General features: G+C 63.7%; 17 protein-coding genes and 1 pseudogene. 12 read left to right on the top strand and 6 right to left on the bottom strand.

The genetic code is table 11. The features are described from left to right. Nucleotides 1–104 (top strand): annotated as a pseudogene (locus EN850_RS37835) (IS110 family transposase); the annotation flags it as partial. A 104-nt stretch (nucleotides 105–208) separates the two neighbouring features. Here the strand turns inward: EN850_RS37835 and EN850_RS08600 are convergent. The 4 genes from EN850_RS08600 to EN850_RS08585 all read right to left on the bottom strand — a co-directional run bounded on the left by EN850_RS08600 (nucleotide 209) and on the right by EN850_RS08585 (nucleotide 5,113). Next, a complete protein-coding gene (locus EN850_RS08600; RefSeq protein ID WP_135881188.1) occupies nucleotides 209–487 on the bottom strand; it encodes a hypothetical protein in 279 nt (92 codons plus the stop codon). Between the two features lie 98 nt (nucleotides 488–585). Then, entirely contained in the window at nucleotides 586–1,515 is a 930-nt protein-coding gene (locus tag EN850_RS08595) for a hypothetical protein (protein ID WP_136090990.1), read from the bottom strand. Beyond that, a complete protein-coding gene (locus EN850_RS08590; RefSeq protein WP_136090989.1) occupies nucleotides 1,515–4,193 on the bottom strand; it encodes a hypothetical protein in 2,679 nt (892 codons plus the stop codon). The genes EN850_RS08595 and EN850_RS08590 overlap by 1 nt, the downstream gene beginning before the upstream one ends. A gap of 50 nt (nucleotides 4,194–4,243) precedes the next feature. Next, a complete protein-coding gene (locus EN850_RS08585; RefSeq protein WP_135867468.1) occupies nucleotides 4,244–5,113 on the bottom strand; it encodes a protein-L-isoaspartate O-methyltransferase in 870 nt (289 codons plus the stop codon). Between the two features lie 527 nt (nucleotides 5,114–5,640). Between EN850_RS08585 and EN850_RS08580 the strand changes: the two genes are divergently transcribed. The 8 genes from EN850_RS08580 to EN850_RS08545 all read left to right on the top strand — a co-directional run bounded on the left by EN850_RS08580 (nucleotide 5,641) and on the right by EN850_RS08545 (nucleotide 14,993). Then, on the top strand, nucleotides 5,641–7,236 hold the full coding sequence (locus tag EN850_RS08580) for a DUF2778 domain-containing protein (protein WP_136090988.1): 1,596 nt from the start codon (nucleotides 5,641–5,643) through the stop codon (nucleotides 7,234–7,236). A gap of 117 nt (nucleotides 7,237–7,353) precedes the next feature. Continuing rightward, nucleotides 7,354–10,431 carry an excinuclease ABC subunit UvrB gene (gene uvrB, locus EN850_RS08575; protein ID WP_136090987.1) on the top strand — a complete coding sequence of 1,026 codons (3,078 nt, stop codon included), beginning with the start codon at nucleotides 7,354–7,356 and terminating at the stop codon, nucleotides 10,429–10,431. Between the two features lie 276 nt (nucleotides 10,432–10,707). Continuing rightward, on the top strand, nucleotides 10,708–11,613 hold the full coding sequence (locus EN850_RS08570) for a DMT family transporter (RefSeq protein WP_127279688.1): 906 nt from the start codon (nucleotides 10,708–10,710) through the stop codon (nucleotides 11,611–11,613). Nucleotides 11,614–11,864: 251 nt separating this feature from the next. Then, nucleotides 11,865–13,391 (top strand): ABC-F family ATP-binding cassette domain-containing protein, encoded by a 1,527-nt coding sequence (locus EN850_RS08565; protein ID WP_136090986.1) that lies wholly within the window; start codon nucleotides 11,865–11,867, stop codon nucleotides 13,389–13,391. 134 nt (nucleotides 13,392–13,525) lie between these two features. Then, entirely contained in the window at nucleotides 13,526–13,807 is a 282-nt protein-coding gene (locus EN850_RS08560; RefSeq protein WP_135856120.1) for a type II toxin-antitoxin system RelE/ParE family toxin, read from the top strand. A gap of 13 nt (nucleotides 13,808–13,820) precedes the next feature. After that, entirely contained in the window at nucleotides 13,821–14,120 is a 300-nt protein-coding gene (locus EN850_RS08555; RefSeq protein ID WP_127278412.1) for a HigA family addiction module antitoxin, read from the top strand. A 120-nt stretch (nucleotides 14,121–14,240) separates the two neighbouring features. Further along, entirely contained in the window at nucleotides 14,241–14,423 is a 183-nt protein-coding gene (locus EN850_RS08550; protein ID WP_023770253.1) for a hypothetical protein, read from the top strand. A 153-nt stretch (nucleotides 14,424–14,576) separates the two neighbouring features. Then, complete coding sequence (locus tag EN850_RS08545; RefSeq protein ID WP_127278410.1) at nucleotides 14,577–14,993, top strand: glyoxalase/bleomycin resistance/extradiol dioxygenase family protein; 417 nt, start codon at nucleotides 14,577–14,579, stop codon at nucleotides 14,991–14,993. A 251-nt stretch (nucleotides 14,994–15,244) separates the two neighbouring features. Here EN850_RS08545 and EN850_RS08540 read toward each other — a convergent pair whose 3' ends face one another. After that, entirely contained in the window at nucleotides 15,245–16,879 is a 1,635-nt protein-coding gene (locus EN850_RS08540; RefSeq protein ID WP_136090985.1) for a sulfotransferase, read from the bottom strand. Nucleotides 16,880–17,080: 201 nt separating this feature from the next. Further along, a complete protein-coding gene (locus EN850_RS08535; RefSeq protein ID WP_136090984.1) occupies nucleotides 17,081–17,299 on the bottom strand; it encodes a hypothetical protein in 219 nt (72 codons plus the stop codon). A gap of 366 nt (nucleotides 17,300–17,665) precedes the next feature. On the opposite strand from EN850_RS08535, the gene EN850_RS08530 reads away from it, so the two are divergent. The 3 genes from EN850_RS08530 to EN850_RS36285 are packed head-to-tail and all read left to right on the top strand — an operon-like array spanning nucleotide 17,666 to nucleotide 18,365. After that, complete coding sequence (locus EN850_RS08530) at nucleotides 17,666–17,935, top strand: hypothetical protein (protein WP_135881196.1); 270 nt, start codon at nucleotides 17,666–17,668, stop codon at nucleotides 17,933–17,935. Further along, on the top strand, nucleotides 17,932–18,180 hold the full coding sequence (locus EN850_RS08525) for a hypothetical protein (RefSeq protein WP_127278406.1): 249 nt from the start codon (nucleotides 17,932–17,934) through the stop codon (nucleotides 18,178–18,180). The genes EN850_RS08530 and EN850_RS08525 overlap by 4 nt, the downstream gene beginning before the upstream one ends. Before the next feature lie 47 nt (nucleotides 18,181–18,227). Continuing rightward, a complete protein-coding gene (locus EN850_RS36285) occupies nucleotides 18,228–18,365 on the top strand; it encodes a hypothetical protein (RefSeq protein WP_167498789.1) in 138 nt (45 codons plus the stop codon). Nucleotides 18,366–18,397: the final 32 nt, after the last annotated feature.

The raw sequence follows: 18,397 nt of genomic DNA, 5'->3' as shown, positions 1-18,397 counted from the left end.
GAAAGCCCAAAATGCTCATCCGCATCGCACTCGCCAGAAAACTTCTCGTCATCCTCAACGCAAAAGCACGCGACGCGAGAAGCGAATTCGCAAATGCAACTTGACACCCCAGATAGTCGCTCTCCCCCGCTTTGCGGGGGCGAGGAACCCAGGGCCAGTGAGGTTCGCCAGTTCCCTGAGGACTAAGCGCCTCTAACCGCACTGACGATCAGAAGAAACGGCGTTGGAGACGCAGGAGCCCGGCCACGACCGCCGCTATCAGCGCGTTCGATATCACGCCGACCGCGCCGCTCATCCAGGCGATATCGCCGGACTGACCAAGAATTACGAAGGGATAGAAGATGGCGATGATGACAATTGCCGCCACCAGCCCAAGCCAGCCCACGCTTGGCTGCTTGACCCTGAGGCTGAGGAAATAGGCGATCGCGATCAGCACGATCCTGAGCGGATCCAGTATCTGGGCAATGACGATAGCGGTCAGAAGCATGGCCGGGCACTAAGCTTCAAAAACCAAACCTTTCAAGTGCCAGGTTTCAAGTGGCAAGGGCTGATGGAATTCAGCCGGCCTGATGTAGACAGATCCTATCACGAAAACCCCTGCAGCCGGGCCAGCAGCCATTGCAGCGGATTGTTGACAAATGCCTTGGTGACGAAGCTGTCGTGGGCGGCGTCCGAGGCGAGCAGAACGACGGTGCCGGCTTCCAGCCGCCGCGGCGGATCGGCGCTTGCATTGATGCCCCTGCCTGCCAGCGCTTGCCTGATCTCGGCATTGCCCGAGGCCGAGGATTTGCCATAAGCGCTGACGAAGAAACTCTTCCTGTGATGCGCGATCCAGTCGGCGAAGACGTCGGCCTCGTCGAACACGGCGTCGAGCAGGATGACGCCGAGCAGGCGGCCGCCAATGTCACCATTCCCAAGCACGGATGCGGCCGGATTGTAGCCGCCGCTATAGGCGACCAGCACCACCGGCATGGCCTCGAATTTTGCCGCCTTGGCGCCGGTCAGCCTGGCCAGGCCTTGCGCCGCCTCGGCCATGAACCCGGAAAAATAGCCCGGCGTCCAGAAATTGCCGGCGCTGGAATCCTGCGCGTCGCGGGCAAATTGCGGCGCCACTAGCACGGCGTTGAGGCCTGAAGCCTCGACCTGCGCGACCACGCGCTGGCGCCCGACCACGTCTCGCTGCAAGGTTGCGCCGTTGCCGTGGAAGAACACGACGATGACAGCAGGCTTGGCGGCATCGAAACCTTTGGGAATCGCGAGCAGCGTCGAGCGGTCCGAATAGGTCTTGTCTTCCCAGTAGATTCCCCCACGCGGCGAGGTGTGGCCGTGGCGGCCGTTCGCATCGACGTCGAGAAACGGCGCGGAGCCGTCGGGCAGCTTGCCCCGGTACGGAAACGGCGACGCCTTGAACGGCACGATGGTTGAGATCGCCTTGTGCGAGCGCGCGCCCTGGCTTGCGGCCGGGAATACCGCCGTGGCCAGCAGTCCGGCGACGATGGCGCGCCGGTCCGGCATCAAGCGGGCACCACCCGGAGAGCCGGCGCCCTTGATGGCAACAGCACCGCGAAGAAGGCCGGAATGGCGACGAGATAGGCGATCCCAGCCCATTGCAGCACGGCGCTGAGGCCGAAGCTGGTGGCGACGATCGGCACCGCGGCCGAGCCGATCACCGAGAAGCAGCCATTGATGCCCCAGGCCCAGACGAACAGATGCTCCTTGCCGAGCCGCGCCAGCCAGGTCATGGCGGTGGCCATCGGCATGCCCATCAGGAAGGCCGGCGGCGACACCAAGAGGAAGCAGAGCTGCAACCGCACCGCATAGGGATAGGCGCCGATCCAGTCGAGCACCGGCGACAGATAGAAGCCGTAAATCAGCAGCAGCGCGCAGATGGCCAGCAGCACCGCCGGCAGCAGCGTCCTGGCACGGTCGAAGATGCGTTCGGCGAACAGGCTGCCGAGACCGGAAAACACCAGCATCGAGGAGATCAGCACCGAGGCCGAAACGGTCGGATTGGCCAGCGCCACGGTGAAGCGGCTGATCAGCCCGACCTCGACCATGATGTAGCCGAGGCCGAGGCAGGCGAAATAGAGGATGGTGCCGAGCTTCCCGCGCGAGCGCGAGAACACGATGCGCCAGCCGAAGAGCACCGGCAACAACACCAGCGACGCCGCCGTGATGCAGGCAATGCCGAGCGTCGCCCAGATCAGCAGATAGCCCCAATCGTCCTGGAACAGGTCGAGCCGGTCGAGCGTGCGCGGCAGGTCGGCGACCTTCACATAGGCCGCGAAATAAGGTTGATCGTTGCTCAGCGCACGCGCGTCGAAGACATAGTCGCTCGCGAGCTTTTCCCAGCCGCCGGTCAGAAGTGCGTGCCAGCTCATGCGCTGCAGTTCCGTCGCCGGCAACACCTGCGGACCGGCATCGGCATCCGCGCAGGCATCGAGCGTCGGATCGGCGGGTGCGGTCGGATCGCAGTCAGGATTTGCAGGCGTGGTCGGGTCGGCGGGTTGGGTGAGCGTCGCGTCCTGTCCGCTGCCGAAGATCGACGCGCGGTAATCATCGAGTACCTTCTGCGCCCCCGAGCCGTCATAAACCATTCCTGGATAATAGACTTCCTCCCAGGACATCGATTTGGTGTAGTCGCGCAGCGTCTTTATTTCGGTTTCCGTGAAGCCGCCACGCTTGAACAGCACCGTCGTGGTGGAGAGATAGCTCGACACGGCGAAGACATCGTTGGCGGCACCTTGGCGGTCGAAAATCTCTGCCGCTTCGGCGACGGTCGAATATAGCTTGAGCACCGATTTCGGCGGCTCTTCCTTGTTCCACAAGGTGATCGACAGCACGCCGCCATCGGCAAGCGCGTGCATGTAGCTCAGCATCGCCTCACGCGTGTAGGCGTATTTCTCCGAAATGGCGAAGCCGCCGGGATTGGACAGGCCGACGCTGTCGGCCAGGCTGAGGTCGATGACGTCGTAGCGCTCGGCCGTGTTGGCGAGGAACAGGCGCCCGTCATAGTCGATCACCTTGAGCCGCGGTTCCGCCAGTATATTGCCGGTGACATCCCTGAGGATCGGATCGCGGAAGGCCCGCAACGTCATCGGGTTGCTCTCGGCGACGGTCACCGAGGTCGAACCGGCATTGAGCGCGGCCTGTGTGGAAATGCCGCCGCCGAACTGCACAACGAATGTCTTGGGTTTCTCCTTGATGACATAGGGATAGTGCATCGGCAGATAGCGGAAATAGACCTGCTCGGCCGGCGCCAGGTTGCGCATGATGCCTTCCGGCCCGTCGCCGTCGCGATACATGCCGACATAGGTGTTGGCCGGAACCTCGGGCATGCCGAAGGCGGCGTTGTCGCTCAGGCCCGGCGCGAAATGCATGTAGGAGCTGGCATAGACCTGCAAATCGCCGAACGGCGAGACGCTGCGGTAGATGCGCTTGCCGTCCGGGAAGTTGCGGGCATAGGCGACACCCTTGTATTGCGAGACGGTGATGTCGGGTATGCCTGTAAGCCCGGGCAGCATGAGGTAGCCTGATATCGACAGCGCCGCGACCACCAGGCCCGCGACAACGCTCTTCCAGGCGCCGAACGCGGCGAACCACAGCAGCGAACCGGCGGCCCACAAAAGCAGCGGCACGACGATGATGGTTTCAGGCGCGAACAGATACAGCGACACCAGCACGACGAGGCCGGCAAGCCCCGAGCCGGTCAGGTCGGCGAAATAGACGCGGCCGAAGGCGGTGCGGCTTTTCAGGAAGACGATGCCGAGGAAGAAGGCGCCGGCCAGGAACGGCAGGAGGTAGAGCAGGAAATTGGCGAGCAGCCGCCATTTCTGCTGGGGATCCGACACCAGGAAGATGGCATTGAACGGCACCGTCTGGGCGATGAGGTTGGAGCCGACGGCGAGCGGGCCGATCAGCAACAGGGCCACCGTTGCGGCGCCTTGCCAGTGGCGATCGAACCAACCCTTGCCGGCGAAGATGACGACACTGGACAAGGAGAAACCAAGCATGGCGAGGCTGACCACCAGCGAGCCGAAATGCGACCAGCTGCCCACGGCAAACACCCGCATGACGGCGACCTGCAGGGCGATGATGGCGCCGGCGATCAGCCCGACCGCGAGGTAATGCGCAAGCCGTGGCGCCTCCAGCGAGGCGATGCCTGGTCGAGAGATCGATGCGACGGCTGCCATTCAGGCCCCTCGATGCGAATTCAGCAAGGCCGGTGCCGCCGCGCGGCGACTCAGCCGTTATGCGTGCCGACGATCTGGTCGCCTTCCAGCTTGGTGAAGGGCACGAAAGGCACCACCTTGCCGTTGTAGATGTCCGAGCGGACGATGTTGAACGTGCCGTCGGCAAGCTGCTGCTTGATCACCTTGAGCACATGCTGGGCGCCCGGCGGACCGACGGGAATGACCATCACGCCATTGGGCTTGAGCTGCTGCAGCAGCGATGGCGGAATATGGTCGATGCCGCAGGTGACGATGATCTTGTCGAACGGACCGACGCTCTCCCAGCCATAATAGCCATCGGCATTGCGGCTGGTGACCGCGCCGAATTCGCTGTAGCCGCGCTCGATCAGCCCGTCATAGATACGGCGGGTGCGCTGCGCCAGCGGATTGATGATCTCGATCGTGTGCACCTTGTCGGTGAGGTTGGCCAGATAGGCCGACTGGTAGCCCGAGCCGGTGCCGATCTCGAGCACGGCTTCGCCGAACTGCACGTCGATGGCCGTCGTCATGCGCCCGACCAGGTGCGGGCCTGAAATCGTGACGCCGTAACCGATATCGAGGAAGGCGTGATCATAGGCGCGGCCGAGGTTCTGCGGCAGCACGAACTCCTCGCGCGGCGTCAGCAGGAAGGCGCGCTTGTTGCGATCGTCCAGCACGTCCTTGTTGTAGACCATGATCTGGAAGCGATCGAATCGCTCAGCCAGCAACTTCGGATCCTCGCCGCGATTGGCCACCATCCAGTCGATGAAGGACTTCTTATCCTTGAACGGCACCTCCGCATTGCGGTCATAGGGAACCGGCACGGCAGCCTTGACGGCGGCCGGAAGAATGGAAAACGCCGCGGCTCCCGCCGACAGCGCCAAGAAGTCCCGACGCTTCATGGAAAAGCCTCCAAAGGTGACCTTTGCCACCTTGAAACCAAGCACTTGACCGGATTGCACCGCCTCCCAAAACGAGTCAATCGGCCGCCGGAAGTCGATCCGCCAGGCCGAAAAATTGTGGCAGGACGGCAACAGTAGTCGCGGGCACCCGGTGGCGTTCGCGGCGGCGCGGCCGATGCCTGTCGGCGCGCCTCATTGCCGCGGGAAGCGCTCGATCGTGTTTTTGCAAGGATTAGCGAGGGCTGTTTTGCTTGACTCGACAGGCAAAAACAGGCAGCAAAACAGCCTTGGAAGGGCTGCAATACCGCGTGCATGGTCGTGGACGAGCCTTTTTCGGCACAAAGTCCACGTCTCTCGATTGGTTTTGAGAGGGATTGGTTAACCAACTTTGTCCATATTTTGAAGCAATCGGCAACTAACGACAGGCGCGGCAAACGCGTCGGGGACCACCTGGGATCACTCACAGAATGGTCGTCGCGGCTATCACAGCCGCGGACGTGGGAGCCGATTGGAGCAAGATTGGTTGCATGGCGTTCTTGAGTCGTAAAATTGTCGGGGACAGGCGTTGGGGCGGCGAGACCGCTGTCGAAGCGTCACGTGCCTCATCCTTCACCCCTGAACGGGTTGTCCCCTGGGTCGCTGTGCCAGGCGTCGGCGTTGCCGTCGGCCTATGGCTGATCGGCACCATGGCCGGCCTCAGCTCCGTCGGCGCCTCGCTCTCGGCGACGTCGGCAGGCCTGCCGCAGACGCTGTCCATGCCGGGCGTTCTCGCTCTCGCCGATCCGCTGAAACAGCATTTCCTCAGCTCTTCGGCGCCGTTCGTGATGGCCAATGCCCATGGCGGCGCGCAGGCGCTGCACGACCATGCCGTACAGTGCGGCGCCAGCTGCTTCAAGCTGGCCGCGGTAACCTCCAAGGCGGAGAAATCCGCGCGCCTGGTGGCACAGGTCAAACCAACGCCGGCGAAGTCGAAATCGCAGCAACGCTTCGAGCTGATGGAAGCGTCGCTGTCGCCGACAAAGCTTGCCGCCGCCTTCGCCGGTGCGGGAAAGCCGGCGGCCCCAGCCAGCACCCATCCCCTTATTTCCACCGCCGCCCAGCAAGTCACCGAGGCGTCTCTCGTGCCATCCGTCCAGGTCATGGCCAGCCTGTCCAACGACATGCCGGCTCCGGCGGCGGAACGCTTCGCCCGCGCCGATACGGGTTCCGTCGTGCAGACCGCGCCGGCGCCGACGGGCTTTGCCCAGTCGGAAACGCCCGACAACGAGCAGCTGGCGCTTGCCCTCGTCGAGTCGATGCCGGTCGAGGACGAAGCCTTCGCCTCGCCGCTGCCGATGACAGAATCCTCACCCGATGTCGCGGTTGCGCCGGTGGAGACCCAGCAGGAACAGCCAGGCGACGCGGCCTCGCTGCCGGATGCTCTTACCGACGGCGTGCCGCTGCCGACCCGCCGCCCGCAATATGAGGCGCCGCGGCCCACGGTCGTGGAACAGGACAAGCCGGCTCCGCAGCCCAAGGAACTGCCACAGAAGCCTGCACCTCAGGCAAAGCCGGTCGAGGTGGCCAGGCAGCCTGCCCGCCAGGGCCGCTCCGGCGAAAACGGCGACGTGCTGGCCTATGCCAAGCCGGATACCCCTGCGGGCGGCCTCGGCCAGGCGTTCAGGAACCTGTTCAACGGACCCAGCGCCGGAAGCGGCGCCGGCCATGGCGTGGCCGTCTATGACATCAGCGCCAAGACCGTCTACATGCCGGACGGCCAGCGGCTCGAAGCGCATTCCGGCCTCGGCGCCATGGTTGACCAGCCGCGCTATGTCCACGTGAAGGACCGTGGTCCGACGCCGCCCGACACCTACAATCTGTCGCTGCGCGAATCCCGCTTCCACGGCGTCGAGGCGATCCGCCTGACACCGACGAGCGGCGGCAACAAATACAACCGCAACGGCCTCCTCGCGCATACCTACATGCTGCGCGGCGGCCGCGCCGAATCCAATGGCTGCGTCGTCTTCCGGGACTATGCCCGCTTCCTCGCCGCCTTCAAGAAGGGCAGGGTTACACGCCTCGTCGTGGTGGATCGCCTGAAGGGATCGGCGACCCGGGTCGCGTCGAACGGAAGCGGCGCTTGAGATAAGGCGGAACCCACCGACACCTCCTGACAGCCTTCTGTCAGGAGCATGACGCGCCCGCCGGCCAGCCTTCATCGCGCTCTTTCCATTTTCGCCAAGACCTCCCATATTCGGGACATGGCCAAATCCCCCGATAAAAGAACGCCGCCGACGGCGGATGACGACCGCGCCGCGCCGAAGCGGCGCAGCCCGCTGACCGATTTCCTCGACGCGTCCGAGCCGCTGCACAAGGGCGGCTTCGCCGAGATGCCGCAGGCTGAGCTGACGGGCACGCCGCTGACCGGTTCGATCGCGGATTGGGCCGAGCAGATCGAACAGGAGGCTGAACGGGAAGGCCGCGCCGCGGGCAAAGGCGGCGGCGCCAAGTCGCCGAAGAAGATTCCAGAGCGCTCCGCGGCGCCGGGCCGCACCGCGCGCGGCACCTCGATGGGCGGCGCCGCGTCGGCCCGCGAACGCACGGCGGCCGGCCTCAATCCGGTCGCCGGGCTCGACATCTCGCTGGAAGAAGCCGAGACGATGTCGTCCAGTGGCGTCACCGCCACCGTGGCCGCGCTCTCGGCTCTGATCGAATCCGGCAATCCGCTGCACAAGGACGGCGTGCTGTGGACGCCGCACCGCCCTGCCCGGCCGGAGAAATCCGAAGGCGGCATCGCCATCAAGATGGTGTCGGACTTCGAACCGGCGGGCGACCAGCCGACCGCCATCAAGGATCTGGTCGAAGGCGTCGACAACAACGACCGCACGCAGGTGCTGCTCGGCGTCACCGGCTCCGGCAAAACCTTCACCATGGCCAAGGTGATCGAGGAGACGCAGCGCCCTGCCTTGATCCTGGCCCCCAACAAGACGCTGGCCGCGCAGCTCTATTCCGAGTTCAAGAAATTCTTCCCCGACAATGCGGTGGAGTATTTCGTCTCCTACTACGACTATTACCAGCCGGAAGCCTACGTTCCGCGCACCGACACCTTCATCGAGAAGGAATCCTCGATCAACGAGCAGATCGACCGCATGCGCCATTCGGCGACGCGTTCGCTGCTCGAGCGCGACGACGTCATCATCGTCGCCTCGGTGTCCTGCATCTACGGTATCGGGTCGGTCGAGACCTATACGGCGATGACCTTCCAGATGCAGATCGGCGACCGGCTCGACCAGCGCGCCCTGCTCGCCGACCTCGTCGCCCAGCAGTACAAGCGCCAGGACATCAATTTCGTGCGCGGCTCGTTCCGCGTGCGCGGCGACACGATCGAAATCTTCCCGGCCCACCTGGAAGACCGCGCCTGGCGCATCTCGATGTTCGGCGACGAGATCGAGGCGATCACCGAATTCGACCCGCTGACGGGCCAGAAGACCGGCGAGCTGAAGAGCGTCAAGATCTACGCCAACTCGCACTATGTGACGCCGCGCCCAACGCTGAATCAGGCGATCAAGTCGATCAAGGAAGAGCTCAAGCACCGTCTGGTGGAACTGGAGCGCGCCGGCCGTCTGCTGGAAGCGCAGCGGCTGGAACAGCGCTGCCGCTTCGACCTGGAGATGCTGGAAGCCACCGGCTCCTGCGCCGGCATCGAGAACTATTCGCGCTATCTCACCGGCCGCCAGCCCGGCGATCCGCCGCCGACTTTGTTCGAATACATTCCCGACAACGCACTGGTCTTCATCGACGAAAGCCACGTCACCGTGCCGCAGATCGGCGGCATGTATCGCGGCGACTTCAGGCGCAAGGCGACGCTGGCCGAATACGGCTTCCGCTTGCCCTCCTGCATGGACAACCGGCCGCTGCGCTTCGAGGAATGGGACGCCATGCGGCCGCTCTCGGTTGCCGTTTCGGCGACGCCGGGCGGCTGGGAAATGGAACAGGCCGGCGGCGTCTTCGCCGAGCAGGTCATCCGGCCGACCGGGCTGATCGATCCGCCCGTCGAAGTGCGCCCGGCGAAAAGCCAGGTCGACGACGTCGTCGGCGAGATCCGCGAGACGACGGCCGCCGGCTATCGGACGCTGGTCACCGTGCTGACCAAGCGCATGGCCGAGGACCTGACCGAATACCTGCACGAGCAGGGCGTGCGCGTTCGTTACATGCATTCCGACATCGACACGCTGGAGCGCATCGAGATCCTACGCGATCTGCGGCTTGGCGCCTTCGACGTGCTGGTCGGCATCAACCTTTTGCGCGAAGGTCTCGACATTCCAGAATGCGGCTTCGTCGCCATCCTCGACGCCGACAAGGAAGGTTTTCTGCGTTCGGAGACATCGCTGATCCAGACCATCGGGCGCGCTGCCCGCAATGTCGACGGCAAGGTCATCCTCTACGCCGACCAGGTCACCGGCTCGATGGAACGGGCGATGGCCGAGACAAACCGTCGCCGCGAAAAGCAGATGGAGTGGAACGCCGCCAACGGCATCACGCCGGAATCAGTCAAGTCTCGGATCTCCGACATTCTCGACTCGGTCTACGAGAAGGACCATGTCCGCGCCGACATCTCGCAGTTCACCGACGGCGCCGGCGCCATGATGGGCAACAATTTCAAGGCCCATCTCGCCGCGCTGGACAAGCAGATGCGCGACGCCGCCGCCAATCTCGACTTCGAGAAGGCGGCCCGCATCCGCGACGAGATCAAGCGGCTGCGCGAGATGGAGCTGTCGATCTCCGACGATCCGCTGGCGCGCGAGGTGGAAGGCCAAAGTCCGGCCTCGGGCCGCGAAAAAGGCAAGCACAACAAGGGCGTGGCCAAGCATCGTACGGCTGAGGAACAGGAGCGGTTCCGCAAGCTCGACCAGGCACGTGCCGCCGAAGAGGCGGCCAAGGCCGCCCGGCCCAACCTCTTCCGCAAGCCCGATCTCGACGAGATGGGCGCCGACGGCGCCGTGCCGGTGAAGAAGCCGCTGTTCGCCAAGCCGTCGCTGGACGATATGGGGCCTGGTACCGACATGCCGACCCCGTCAGGCGCGGTGTCGCGCTCGCTGTTCAAGAAGCAGAGCGCGCAGGAAGCGCATGGTTCAGACTTCGGTATTCCCGGCGAGCCGATCAAACCGCTGTTCAAGAAGAACTCGCTGGACGAGATGACCGTGCGGCGCACCGAGACGCCGATCGAAGGCGACAAGCCGGTCAAGCGCGAGCGAGCCGGCATCGGCTCCTACGAGGACCCGGGCGACGCCCGCCGCGAAAAGCGCCGGCCCGGCAAGACAGGCAGACCGGGAAAGTAGCGATCCTTCGCGCCCCCTCTGTCCTGCCGGACATCTCCCCCACGAGGAGATCGAATATCATCTTTGCTTTCGCCAATCTCCAACGTCGCGGAATGAGCGAGGCGCACAAGCTGCCAATCTCCCTCCTTGTGGGGGAGATGTCCGGCAGGAGGGGGGCGCTGTCCCTCCAACATAGATCAGCTCTTCTTGGCACCTTGCCAGTCATGGGACGAACCTATACGGGCCTTGGCATTGGCTCCTCCGCTCGGAAACCAAACTCCCGCACGGCCCACCCCCATGAAACCCAGAGACATCGCCGCCTACATCTTCCTGGCCGTCACGTGGGGCCTGTCCTTTCTGGTCCTGCTCAAGGTGGTGCACGCATTCGGCTGGGTCGGCGCGGTCACCTTGCGCGCGCTGATTGCCGGCAGCACGCTCTTTCTGCTTGCCGCCGCGACGCGGCGACGGCTGGATTTCAGCGCCGGCTGGCGGCATTTCGCGGTGGTCGGCGCGACGACCGTCGCCGCTCAGCTGATCGGCCTGTCTTATGCCACGCCGCGCATCGGAACGGCCATGGCGGCCATTCTGGTTGCCGCGATCCCGCTGTTCTCGATGATCATCGGCCAGCTCTGGGGGCTTGAGCGCATCACTGTTCGTGGCCTGGGCGGGCTGCTGCTCGGCGCTGCCGGCATTGTCGTCCTGGTCGGCTTCCCCGCCGTTCCGGTCACCGCATCCTTTGCGACCGGCTGCGCCGCCTCGCTGTTCAGTTCGTTCTCGGCCGCCTTCGGCAGCAATTACGCCAATCGCCATCTGCGCTCGGCCGGCTCGCTGGAACTCACCAGCGCCGCCTTCCTGTTCGGTGGGCTGATGACGCTGCCGCTGCTGCTCGTCGTGCCGGTGCCGGCCATTCCGCGCCCCGTCGACTTCCTTTACCTGGCGATCCTGGCCTGCGTCATGAGCGCATTGACCTATGTCGTCTATTTCCGGCTGGTGGCCTCAATCGGTGCAACCAGGACGATCAGCGTCGAATTCGCCGTGACCACGATCGCCGTGCTGACCGGAACGATCCTGCTCGGCGAGTCGCTGACCGTCATCCAAGGCTTCGGCGCGGTGGCGATCATCTGCGGCTGCATCCTGGTGCTGGACCCCTTCCCGCGCCGCGCGAAAGCGGTGGCCTTGCCATCAGCCCCGCCTTTGGTGTAGCCAGTCGTCACACTCGAACGTCTCGAAAGGAGGGCTCACGTGTTTACGTTTTTTCGTCACCATCGTCAGCGTGGCCCGATTTCTGCCCTGCGAGCTAGCTTGCAGGGCTGACCAGGGACGGTCCGGGTTTTTTTCCCGCTTCGATTTTTTGGTCTGCCCTTCGTGGTGTGCAACGCCTGGCCTGATAGCCGGCACGCGCACCGTCAAAGTGCATTGACCCGGACTTTCCGGACAGACCAGAGAAATCGAAAATGGCCCTGATCAGCCTCAAATCCCTCGGCGTCACCATGAGTGCGCCGCTCTTCTCCAATCTCGACCTCAGCATCGGCACTGGCGACCGGCTCGGCATCGTTGCCGCCAACGGCCGCGGCAAGTCGACCTTGTTGAAATGCCTGGCCGGCGAGCTGGAGCCGACAACGGGCGACATCACCCGCACGCGCGGCCTGCGCGTCGGCCATGTCGAACAGTCCGTTGCCCCTGTCCTGCTCGGCAGTACTTTTTACCAGGTGGTGGCGGATGCCTTGCCACCGGAGCAGACCGACAGCGAGATGTGGCGCGTCGACGTGGTCCTCGATTCGCTCGACGTGCCCGAGCCAATGCGCGAGCGGGAGATGCGGGCGCTGAGCGGCGGCTGGCAGCGGCTGGCGCTGATCGCCCGCGTTTGGGTCACCGATCCCGACGTGCTGCTGCTCGACGAGCCGACCAACCATCTCGACCTCGCGCGCATCAGCCAGTTGGAAACCTGGCTCAACGCGCTGCCGCGCGACGTGCCCGTCATCATCGCCAGCCATGACCGCGCCTTCCTCGACGCCACCACCAACCGCACGCTGTTCCTGCGTCCGGAACAGTCGCCGGTGTTTTCGCTACCCTACTCACGGGGCCGGGAAGCGCTGGACGAGGTCGACGCCTCGACCGAGCGAAAATTCCAGCGCGACATGAAAGTGGCGCAGCAATTGCGCCGGCAGGCGGCCAAGCTCAACAATCTCGGCATCAATTCGGGCAGCGACCTGCTGACGGTCAAGACCAAGCAGCTCAACCAGCGCGCGGAAAAGCTCGAAGAGGCAGCCAATCCGGCGCATCGCGAAAAATCGGCGGGCGCGATCAAACTCGCCAATCGCGGCACGCACGCCAAGGTGCTGATCACGCTTGACGACGCGGCGGTGGAAACGCCCGACGGCACGCTGCTGTTCAGGACCGGCAAGCGCCACATCTGCCAGGGCGACCGCATCGTGCTGCTCGGCCGCAACGGCGTCGGCAAATCGCGCTTCGTCACCTTGATCCGCAACGCCATCCTCGAACAGGATGCGGTGCGCAATGTGAAGGTGACGCCGTCGACAGTGCTCGGCTACAGCGATCAGGCGCTGTCCGGCATCAGCGGCGACGACACGCCGCTGGCCATGGTCTCGCGCCGCTACGATGTCGGCGAACAGCGCGCCCGCTCGCTGCTCGCCGGCGCCGGCGTGGTCATCGAGATGCAGGAGAAAAGGATCGGTGTGCTGTCGGGCGGCCAGAAGGCGCGGCTGATGATGCTGGCGCTCAGGCTCGCCAATCCCAACTTCTACCTGCTCGACGAGCCGACCAACCATCTCGACATAGACGGCCAGGAAGCGCTGGAGGAGGAGTTGCTGAAGCACCAGGCAAGCTGCCTGCTCGCCTCGCACGACCGCTCCTTCATCCGTGCCGTCGGCAACCGCTTCTGGCTGGTCGAGAAGCGGAAGCTGACCGAGGTCGAAGACCCGGAGCGTTTCTTCCGCGAAGTGGCTGAAGGAACCGGCTGAGCGGCGACGAAGATGCATTGCCGATGAAGTTTCGGCCTGTCACTGACAGGGCGCACCTTTGGTATCATTTCATGAGACGTACTCTTGATTCCTGAAACGTATCATGTCATGGTACGTCCGTCGGAACCCCACGGATGATACGCTCGTTCAAGGACAAGACCAGCCAAGCCGTTTCGAACGGCAAGGCTCCAAAGGGCTTCCCTTCGGATCTTGTCCGACCGGCCCAACGGAAGCTGTACATGATCGACAACGCCGCCGAACTGTCAGATCTCAAGACGCCTCCCGGCAACAGGCTTGAGCCGTTGAAAGGCAACCGTGCCGGTCAGCATTCGATCCGCATCAACGATCAGTTTCGCATCTGCTTTCGCTGGGTGGATGGGCAAGCAGAAGATGTTGAAATAACCGACTACCATTGAAGGCAGGTCCCAAATGCTTGATATCAACCCGCCCATCCATCCCGGAGAAATTCTCCGCGAAGAGTATCTCATACCGCTTGGTCTGAAGCCTTACACGCTGGCCAAAAAGCTGCATGTGCCGCGCACGCGCATCGAGCGCCTAGCCAGCGAGACGACACCGGTAACGCCCGATACCGCACTGCGCCTTGCGAAGTTTTTTGGGACCACGCCGCAGTTTTGGATGAACATGCAGGCAAGCTATGACCTCGCCGTCGAGGGGAAGGCCAAGAGAGCCGACCTTGAAACGATCGAACGATTGGAGACTGCTGCCTGACGTAAGGGCGCCGCGCCGGTAACAGAGAAAAAATTCGACAATCTGTCGGATCGCCCGTTGCTGCCTCGTCCTTGGGATGCCGACACGATGATGCCGGCGCCAACCCAGGGAGAAGTCATCATGTCCGTCCTGTCATCCATCGGCCGCATCGCAACCCGGTATGCCGCGGCGCGCGCCCGTCACCGCAGCGAACGCATCCTTTTGTCGCTGCCGGCCGAACTGCGCAAGGATATCGGCTTTCCGGAAATCTTCGATGCCCGCGACAGCCGTCGCGCGGCCACGTCCTCGGCCAAGGTCATATGACCATGGCCAGCCGCAGCATGCACCGGCCTCAAAAGCCGGCCGGTGCCCGATGATCCGGCCGCGGCGAAAAATTTTCGGGCCCTGTAGGATTGGCGTCACCTCATCCGTCCTATGATCCGCAAGGCCATGCCAAACGTGAAGAGGAACACGAGAATGACCGACCAGACCCCGCCCCGCGCCAAAGTACTTGGCGGATTGACCCCCTATCTGCAGGTCAACGGCGCCATCAAGGCCGCCGAATTCTACAAGAAGGCTTTCGGGGCCGAGGAAGTCTTTGCCTATCCGGCGGATGAAAAAGGCCGCACCATGCATATCCATCTCTACATCAACGGCTCGACGCTGATGCTCGGCGACGCCTATCCGGAACACGGCCATCCGCACCAGGCGGCGCAGGGCTATACGCTGCAGCTCCATCTCGGCAAGGATGACATCGACGCCTGGTGGAAACGCGCCGTCGACGCCGGCTGCGAGATCGTCACGCCGCTGCAGGTGATGTTCTGGGGCGACCGCTGGGGCCAGGTGAAGGATCCCTTCGGCGTCGCCTGGGCAATGAACGCACCGACTGAATAAGCTTAGCGTGCGCGCCCTCGCCGAGGGGGATGCGCCCAAACAATCCTATGGCGGAGCAAGGAGCGAAGCGACGCGGCGTAGACCATAGGATCCATGCCGTAACGTCAAAATATCGGAAACGGCGAAGACTTCTGCCCCGCGGCATTCTTCGATCGAGGTCGCGGCATGGATCCTAGGGTCTTCGCGACGGAGCTTCGCTCCTGCTTCGCCCTAGGATGACGAAGCTGATGGGCATCTCCGCGACCCGCTCGCTAATCCAGCTTGTCGAGCAGCGGCTTCAGCCGGTCGCCATAGCGCTTCCACAGGTCGACCGAGCCCTGGTACATCGGCTGGCGCACCTGCGCGGCGGATGCCGTGCGGACCGGCCGGTCGGTCGCGTGGAACGACAGCACGGCATCGTCCCATGGCAGGCCGAGATAGTCGATCAGCGCCCGGCTCTGGCCTTCCTGGTCGGCGACGAAGTCCTCGTAGCGCACATCGTGCACGACGCCGGGCAGCACCTTGTGCCAATGCGCCATGATGTCGATATAGAGATTGTGGAAATCGGCGAGTTCGCCGAGGTCATAGCCATAGCGGTGGCTGTCGCCGCGGAAATGCACCTTGTAGATCGACAGGCATGTCGCCGCCGCATCGCGGGCGCAGTGGATGATCCTGGCCTTCGGCAGCATCATGCGGATGAAGCCTACGAGCAGGAAGTTGCCCGGCATCTTGTCGGTGACGTGGCGCATATGCGGATAGCGGGCATGCAGCATGTCGAGATAGGCCTGCCCCGCCTCGCCGAAATCGGTATCGTCGGTGTCGGCCACGCCCCAGGGGAAGCCGCCCGGCATGTCCGACGGAAACTGCCTGCCGACCGCCGTCTTCAGGATGCTGAGCTCGCCCGCGCCATAAACCTGGGGGTGGCTGGCGATGATCTGTTCGACCAGCGTCGTGCCCGAACGCGGCATGCCGACGATGAAGATCGGCGCATCGTCGGTGATCGGGCTCGGCCTGTGCTTCTCGAAGAAGCCGGCATCGAACACGGTCTTCATCGCCTCGAATTCGGCACGCGTCTTCACCGGATCATAGTCGATGCCCTTGCGGCGGATGGCATTGCCCTCGGCGAAGTAGTCGAAGGCCTTGCCGTAATCCTTGAGATCGTCATTGGCCTTGCCGAGGCCAAACGACAGCTGCATGCGTGCCAGGCTGTCCTGGGGCGCCTTGGCGTGCTGCGCCTCCATGCCGGCCAATTCGGCATCGCGCTCCTTCTGGCGCTTGACCTGCGTCAGCATCAGCCATGCGCGGGCCATGCCGGGCTGGATCGCCACCGCTTGCCGGAACAGGTCTGTCGCCTCGCCGAGCTTGCCCTTCTCCATCAGCCCGACGCCCAGCCCGTGCAACAGGTCGGCATCCTTGGGGCGAATGGTCAGGGCCTCCTGGAAGACAGCCAGTGCCTCGTCGAGGCGTCCGGCTTCCTGCAGGGTTTCGGCAAGCCCGATGCGCGCGCGCACGTGGAATGGATTGCGCTGCACTGTGCCGCGATAGATGTCCTCGGCCTCCTCGAACCGGCCGATCTGCTTCAGCGACGAACCGAGATTGTCGCGCGCCGCGAGCTGCTCCGGCCGCAGGTCCACCGCGCCGCGGAAGAAATCGATCGCCGCCGTGACGCGGCCGAGATCGCGCATCACCGTACCGAGATTGTTGAGGAAGTCGGGGTTCGTCGGCTGCAGCTGAACCGACTGCTCCAGGAAATCCATGCCTTCTTCGCTGCGCCCGGTCTGGTGCAGCAGCAAGCCGAGGAAATGCGCCGCGGCCGCGTGTTTGGGCTGACGCGCCAGCACCTGCCGGTAGATCGCCTCGGCCTCCTGCCGGCGCCCGGCCTGATGCAGTTGCAGCGCCTGCTGCACATACTGGTCGAGGCCCAGCGGCGGCCGTCCTCCGGCGCCAGACTTGGCCGCGCCAGACGTAGCTCCCGCACCCGCCGCTCTTCTCTGATCTCTGTTGATGGGACACCTGCCGTGTTTTCGCGCCTGCCCGCGATCTAGGCCATCGGCGCGGCACGTTCAAGGCTTTGCTTGGTTCTGTGCCCTACATCGCCGCGAAAGCGGTCAGATCAGGCGGTTGGTCTCGGCAACCTGCCTGGCCCGCCTGACGGTGCCGTCGGTGTCGGAGATCGTACGCCTTGCCGCCTCGTCGCTTCTGATGGTCAGCCGCGCCGACTGGACGGCCATCGGCTTTCCAGCGGCGCCATTGGCGTGTGTTGCGATTGGCTTGACGATCGGATTGATCGCCACCGTCTTCCCTTTCGAGGTTCTGACTGAAACCATGATTTTATCCTTTTCAGAAAAAATAAAAAGTACGGGCGTCAAGGAAAAACTCGGCATGTTTCCAAGAAACTTTTAGAAATATCTTGAACCATAAGGGAATTGTTCGAAAGTTTATAGAGGCCTATTTTTCTATCCGAGGCGGGTAATTCAACAATTCTTCTTGAAGAGAGCGCAAAGTTGAGCTATATGGGAGATATCGTTTGGGCCAGAATTGGCATCTCGCGGCGTCGGAGGTTTTCGACCCGCCAATCTCATTCCAAATTGCCGGTACCGGACGCGCGGCACATTCGTCGTGTCCCCGCTTTTTTGCTCTCAGACCGCTGTTTACGTGACGCCACGAGGCGGGGAAATATCAAGGCCAGGACAATGCCGGACCGCACCACCCGCTCCATCGCCCATTTCACCGCACCGTTCGTGCTCGGTGGCCTGGAAGGACAACTGCCGGCTGGCGACTACGACATCGATCACGACGAAGAGTTGATCGATGGCATGTCGCGGCTTGCCTGGCGCCGCATCGCCACCTTCATCCATCTGCCGGCAAGGGCGATGAACAACCCGCCCACCAGCCAGCTTGTCGCCATCGACTACATGGACCTCGAAACCGCGCTGATGCGCGACCGGGAGAATGCAGCATGATCCGTTTCCAACAGAATGCGCGTCCGCGCACCGACACGCCCTCGCATCTCTTCGCCATCGGCCAGACCGTGCGCATGAAAAGCCGGACCGGCCTGCTCAGCAAGACCGCGGAACTGTTCGAGATCAAGAGCAGGCTGCCGGTCAAGGACGGTTCCCCGCAATACCGTATCCGCAGCGAGCAGGAGACCCACGAACGGGTCACCACGGAAGACAATCTCGAACTGGCCGACAATCCGGTCACCTGAGCGGAAAGCCAGCCGACACGCCCAGCCAACGCGCATCAGGAGCAGTCATGTCCAAGGGTCAGCAGCGAAGCAATCGCGAGGTGCGCAAGCCGAAGAAGGACAAGGTGGTGGCCAAGCCTGCCTCCCCGTTCGGCTCGTCGGTCAAGCAGGCGGAGAGCGGCTTGAAGCCGAAGTCCAAGGGTTGACAGCCCGAGCGGCGCTGAGTGCGCACACCCGC

Source organism: Mesorhizobium sp. M8A.F.Ca.ET.207.01.1.1, from assembly GCF_004794715.1.
Taxonomy (GTDB): Bacteria; Pseudomonadota; Alphaproteobacteria; order Rhizobiales; family Rhizobiaceae; genus Mesorhizobium.
Note: the sequence above shows the minus strand (reverse complement) of the source record. Positions and strands in the feature narration are given on the sequence as shown.

Bases quoted from the DNA above. Each gene is read 5' to 3' on its own strand.
- EN850_RS08600 (WP_135881188.1), bottom strand. From the start codon at position 487: ATGCTTCTGACCGCTATCGTCATTGCCCAGATACTGGATCCGCTCAGG.
- EN850_RS08595 (WP_136090990.1), bottom strand. From the start codon at position 1,515: ATGCCGGACCGGCGCGCCATCGTCGCCGGACTGCTGGCCACGGCGGTA.
- EN850_RS08590 (WP_136090989.1), bottom strand. From the start codon at position 4,193: ATGGCAGCCGTCGCATCGATCTCTCGACCAGGCATCGCCTCGCTGGAG.
- EN850_RS08585 (WP_135867468.1), bottom strand. From the start codon at position 5,113: ATGAAGCGTCGGGACTTCTTGGCGCTGTCGGCGGGAGCCGCGGCGTTT.
- EN850_RS08580 (WP_136090988.1), top strand. From the start codon at position 5,641: ATGGCGTTCTTGAGTCGTAAAATTGTCGGGGACAGGCGTTGGGGCGGC.
- uvrB (WP_136090987.1), top strand. From the start codon at position 7,354: ATGGCCAAATCCCCCGATAAAAGAACGCCGCCGACGGCGGATGACGAC.
- EN850_RS08570 (WP_127279688.1), top strand. From the start codon at position 10,708: ATGAAACCCAGAGACATCGCCGCCTACATCTTCCTGGCCGTCACGTGG.
- EN850_RS08565 (WP_136090986.1), top strand. From the start codon at position 11,865: ATGGCCCTGATCAGCCTCAAATCCCTCGGCGTCACCATGAGTGCGCCG.
- EN850_RS08560 (WP_135856120.1), top strand. From the start codon at position 13,526: ATGATACGCTCGTTCAAGGACAAGACCAGCCAAGCCGTTTCGAACGGC.
- EN850_RS08555 (WP_127278412.1), top strand. From the start codon at position 13,821: ATGCTTGATATCAACCCGCCCATCCATCCCGGAGAAATTCTCCGCGAA.
- EN850_RS08550 (WP_023770253.1), top strand. From the start codon at position 14,241: ATGTCCGTCCTGTCATCCATCGGCCGCATCGCAACCCGGTATGCCGCG.
- EN850_RS08545 (WP_127278410.1), top strand. From the start codon at position 14,577: ATGACCGACCAGACCCCGCCCCGCGCCAAAGTACTTGGCGGATTGACC.
- EN850_RS08535 (WP_136090984.1), bottom strand. From the start codon at position 17,299: ATGGTTTCAGTCAGAACCTCGAAAGGGAAGACGGTGGCGATCAATCCG.
- EN850_RS08530 (WP_135881196.1), top strand. From the start codon at position 17,666: ATGCCGGACCGCACCACCCGCTCCATCGCCCATTTCACCGCACCGTTC.
- EN850_RS08525 (WP_127278406.1), top strand. From the start codon at position 17,932: ATGATCCGTTTCCAACAGAATGCGCGTCCGCGCACCGACACGCCCTCG.
- EN850_RS36285 (WP_167498789.1), top strand. From the start codon at position 18,228: ATGTCCAAGGGTCAGCAGCGAAGCAATCGCGAGGTGCGCAAGCCGAAG.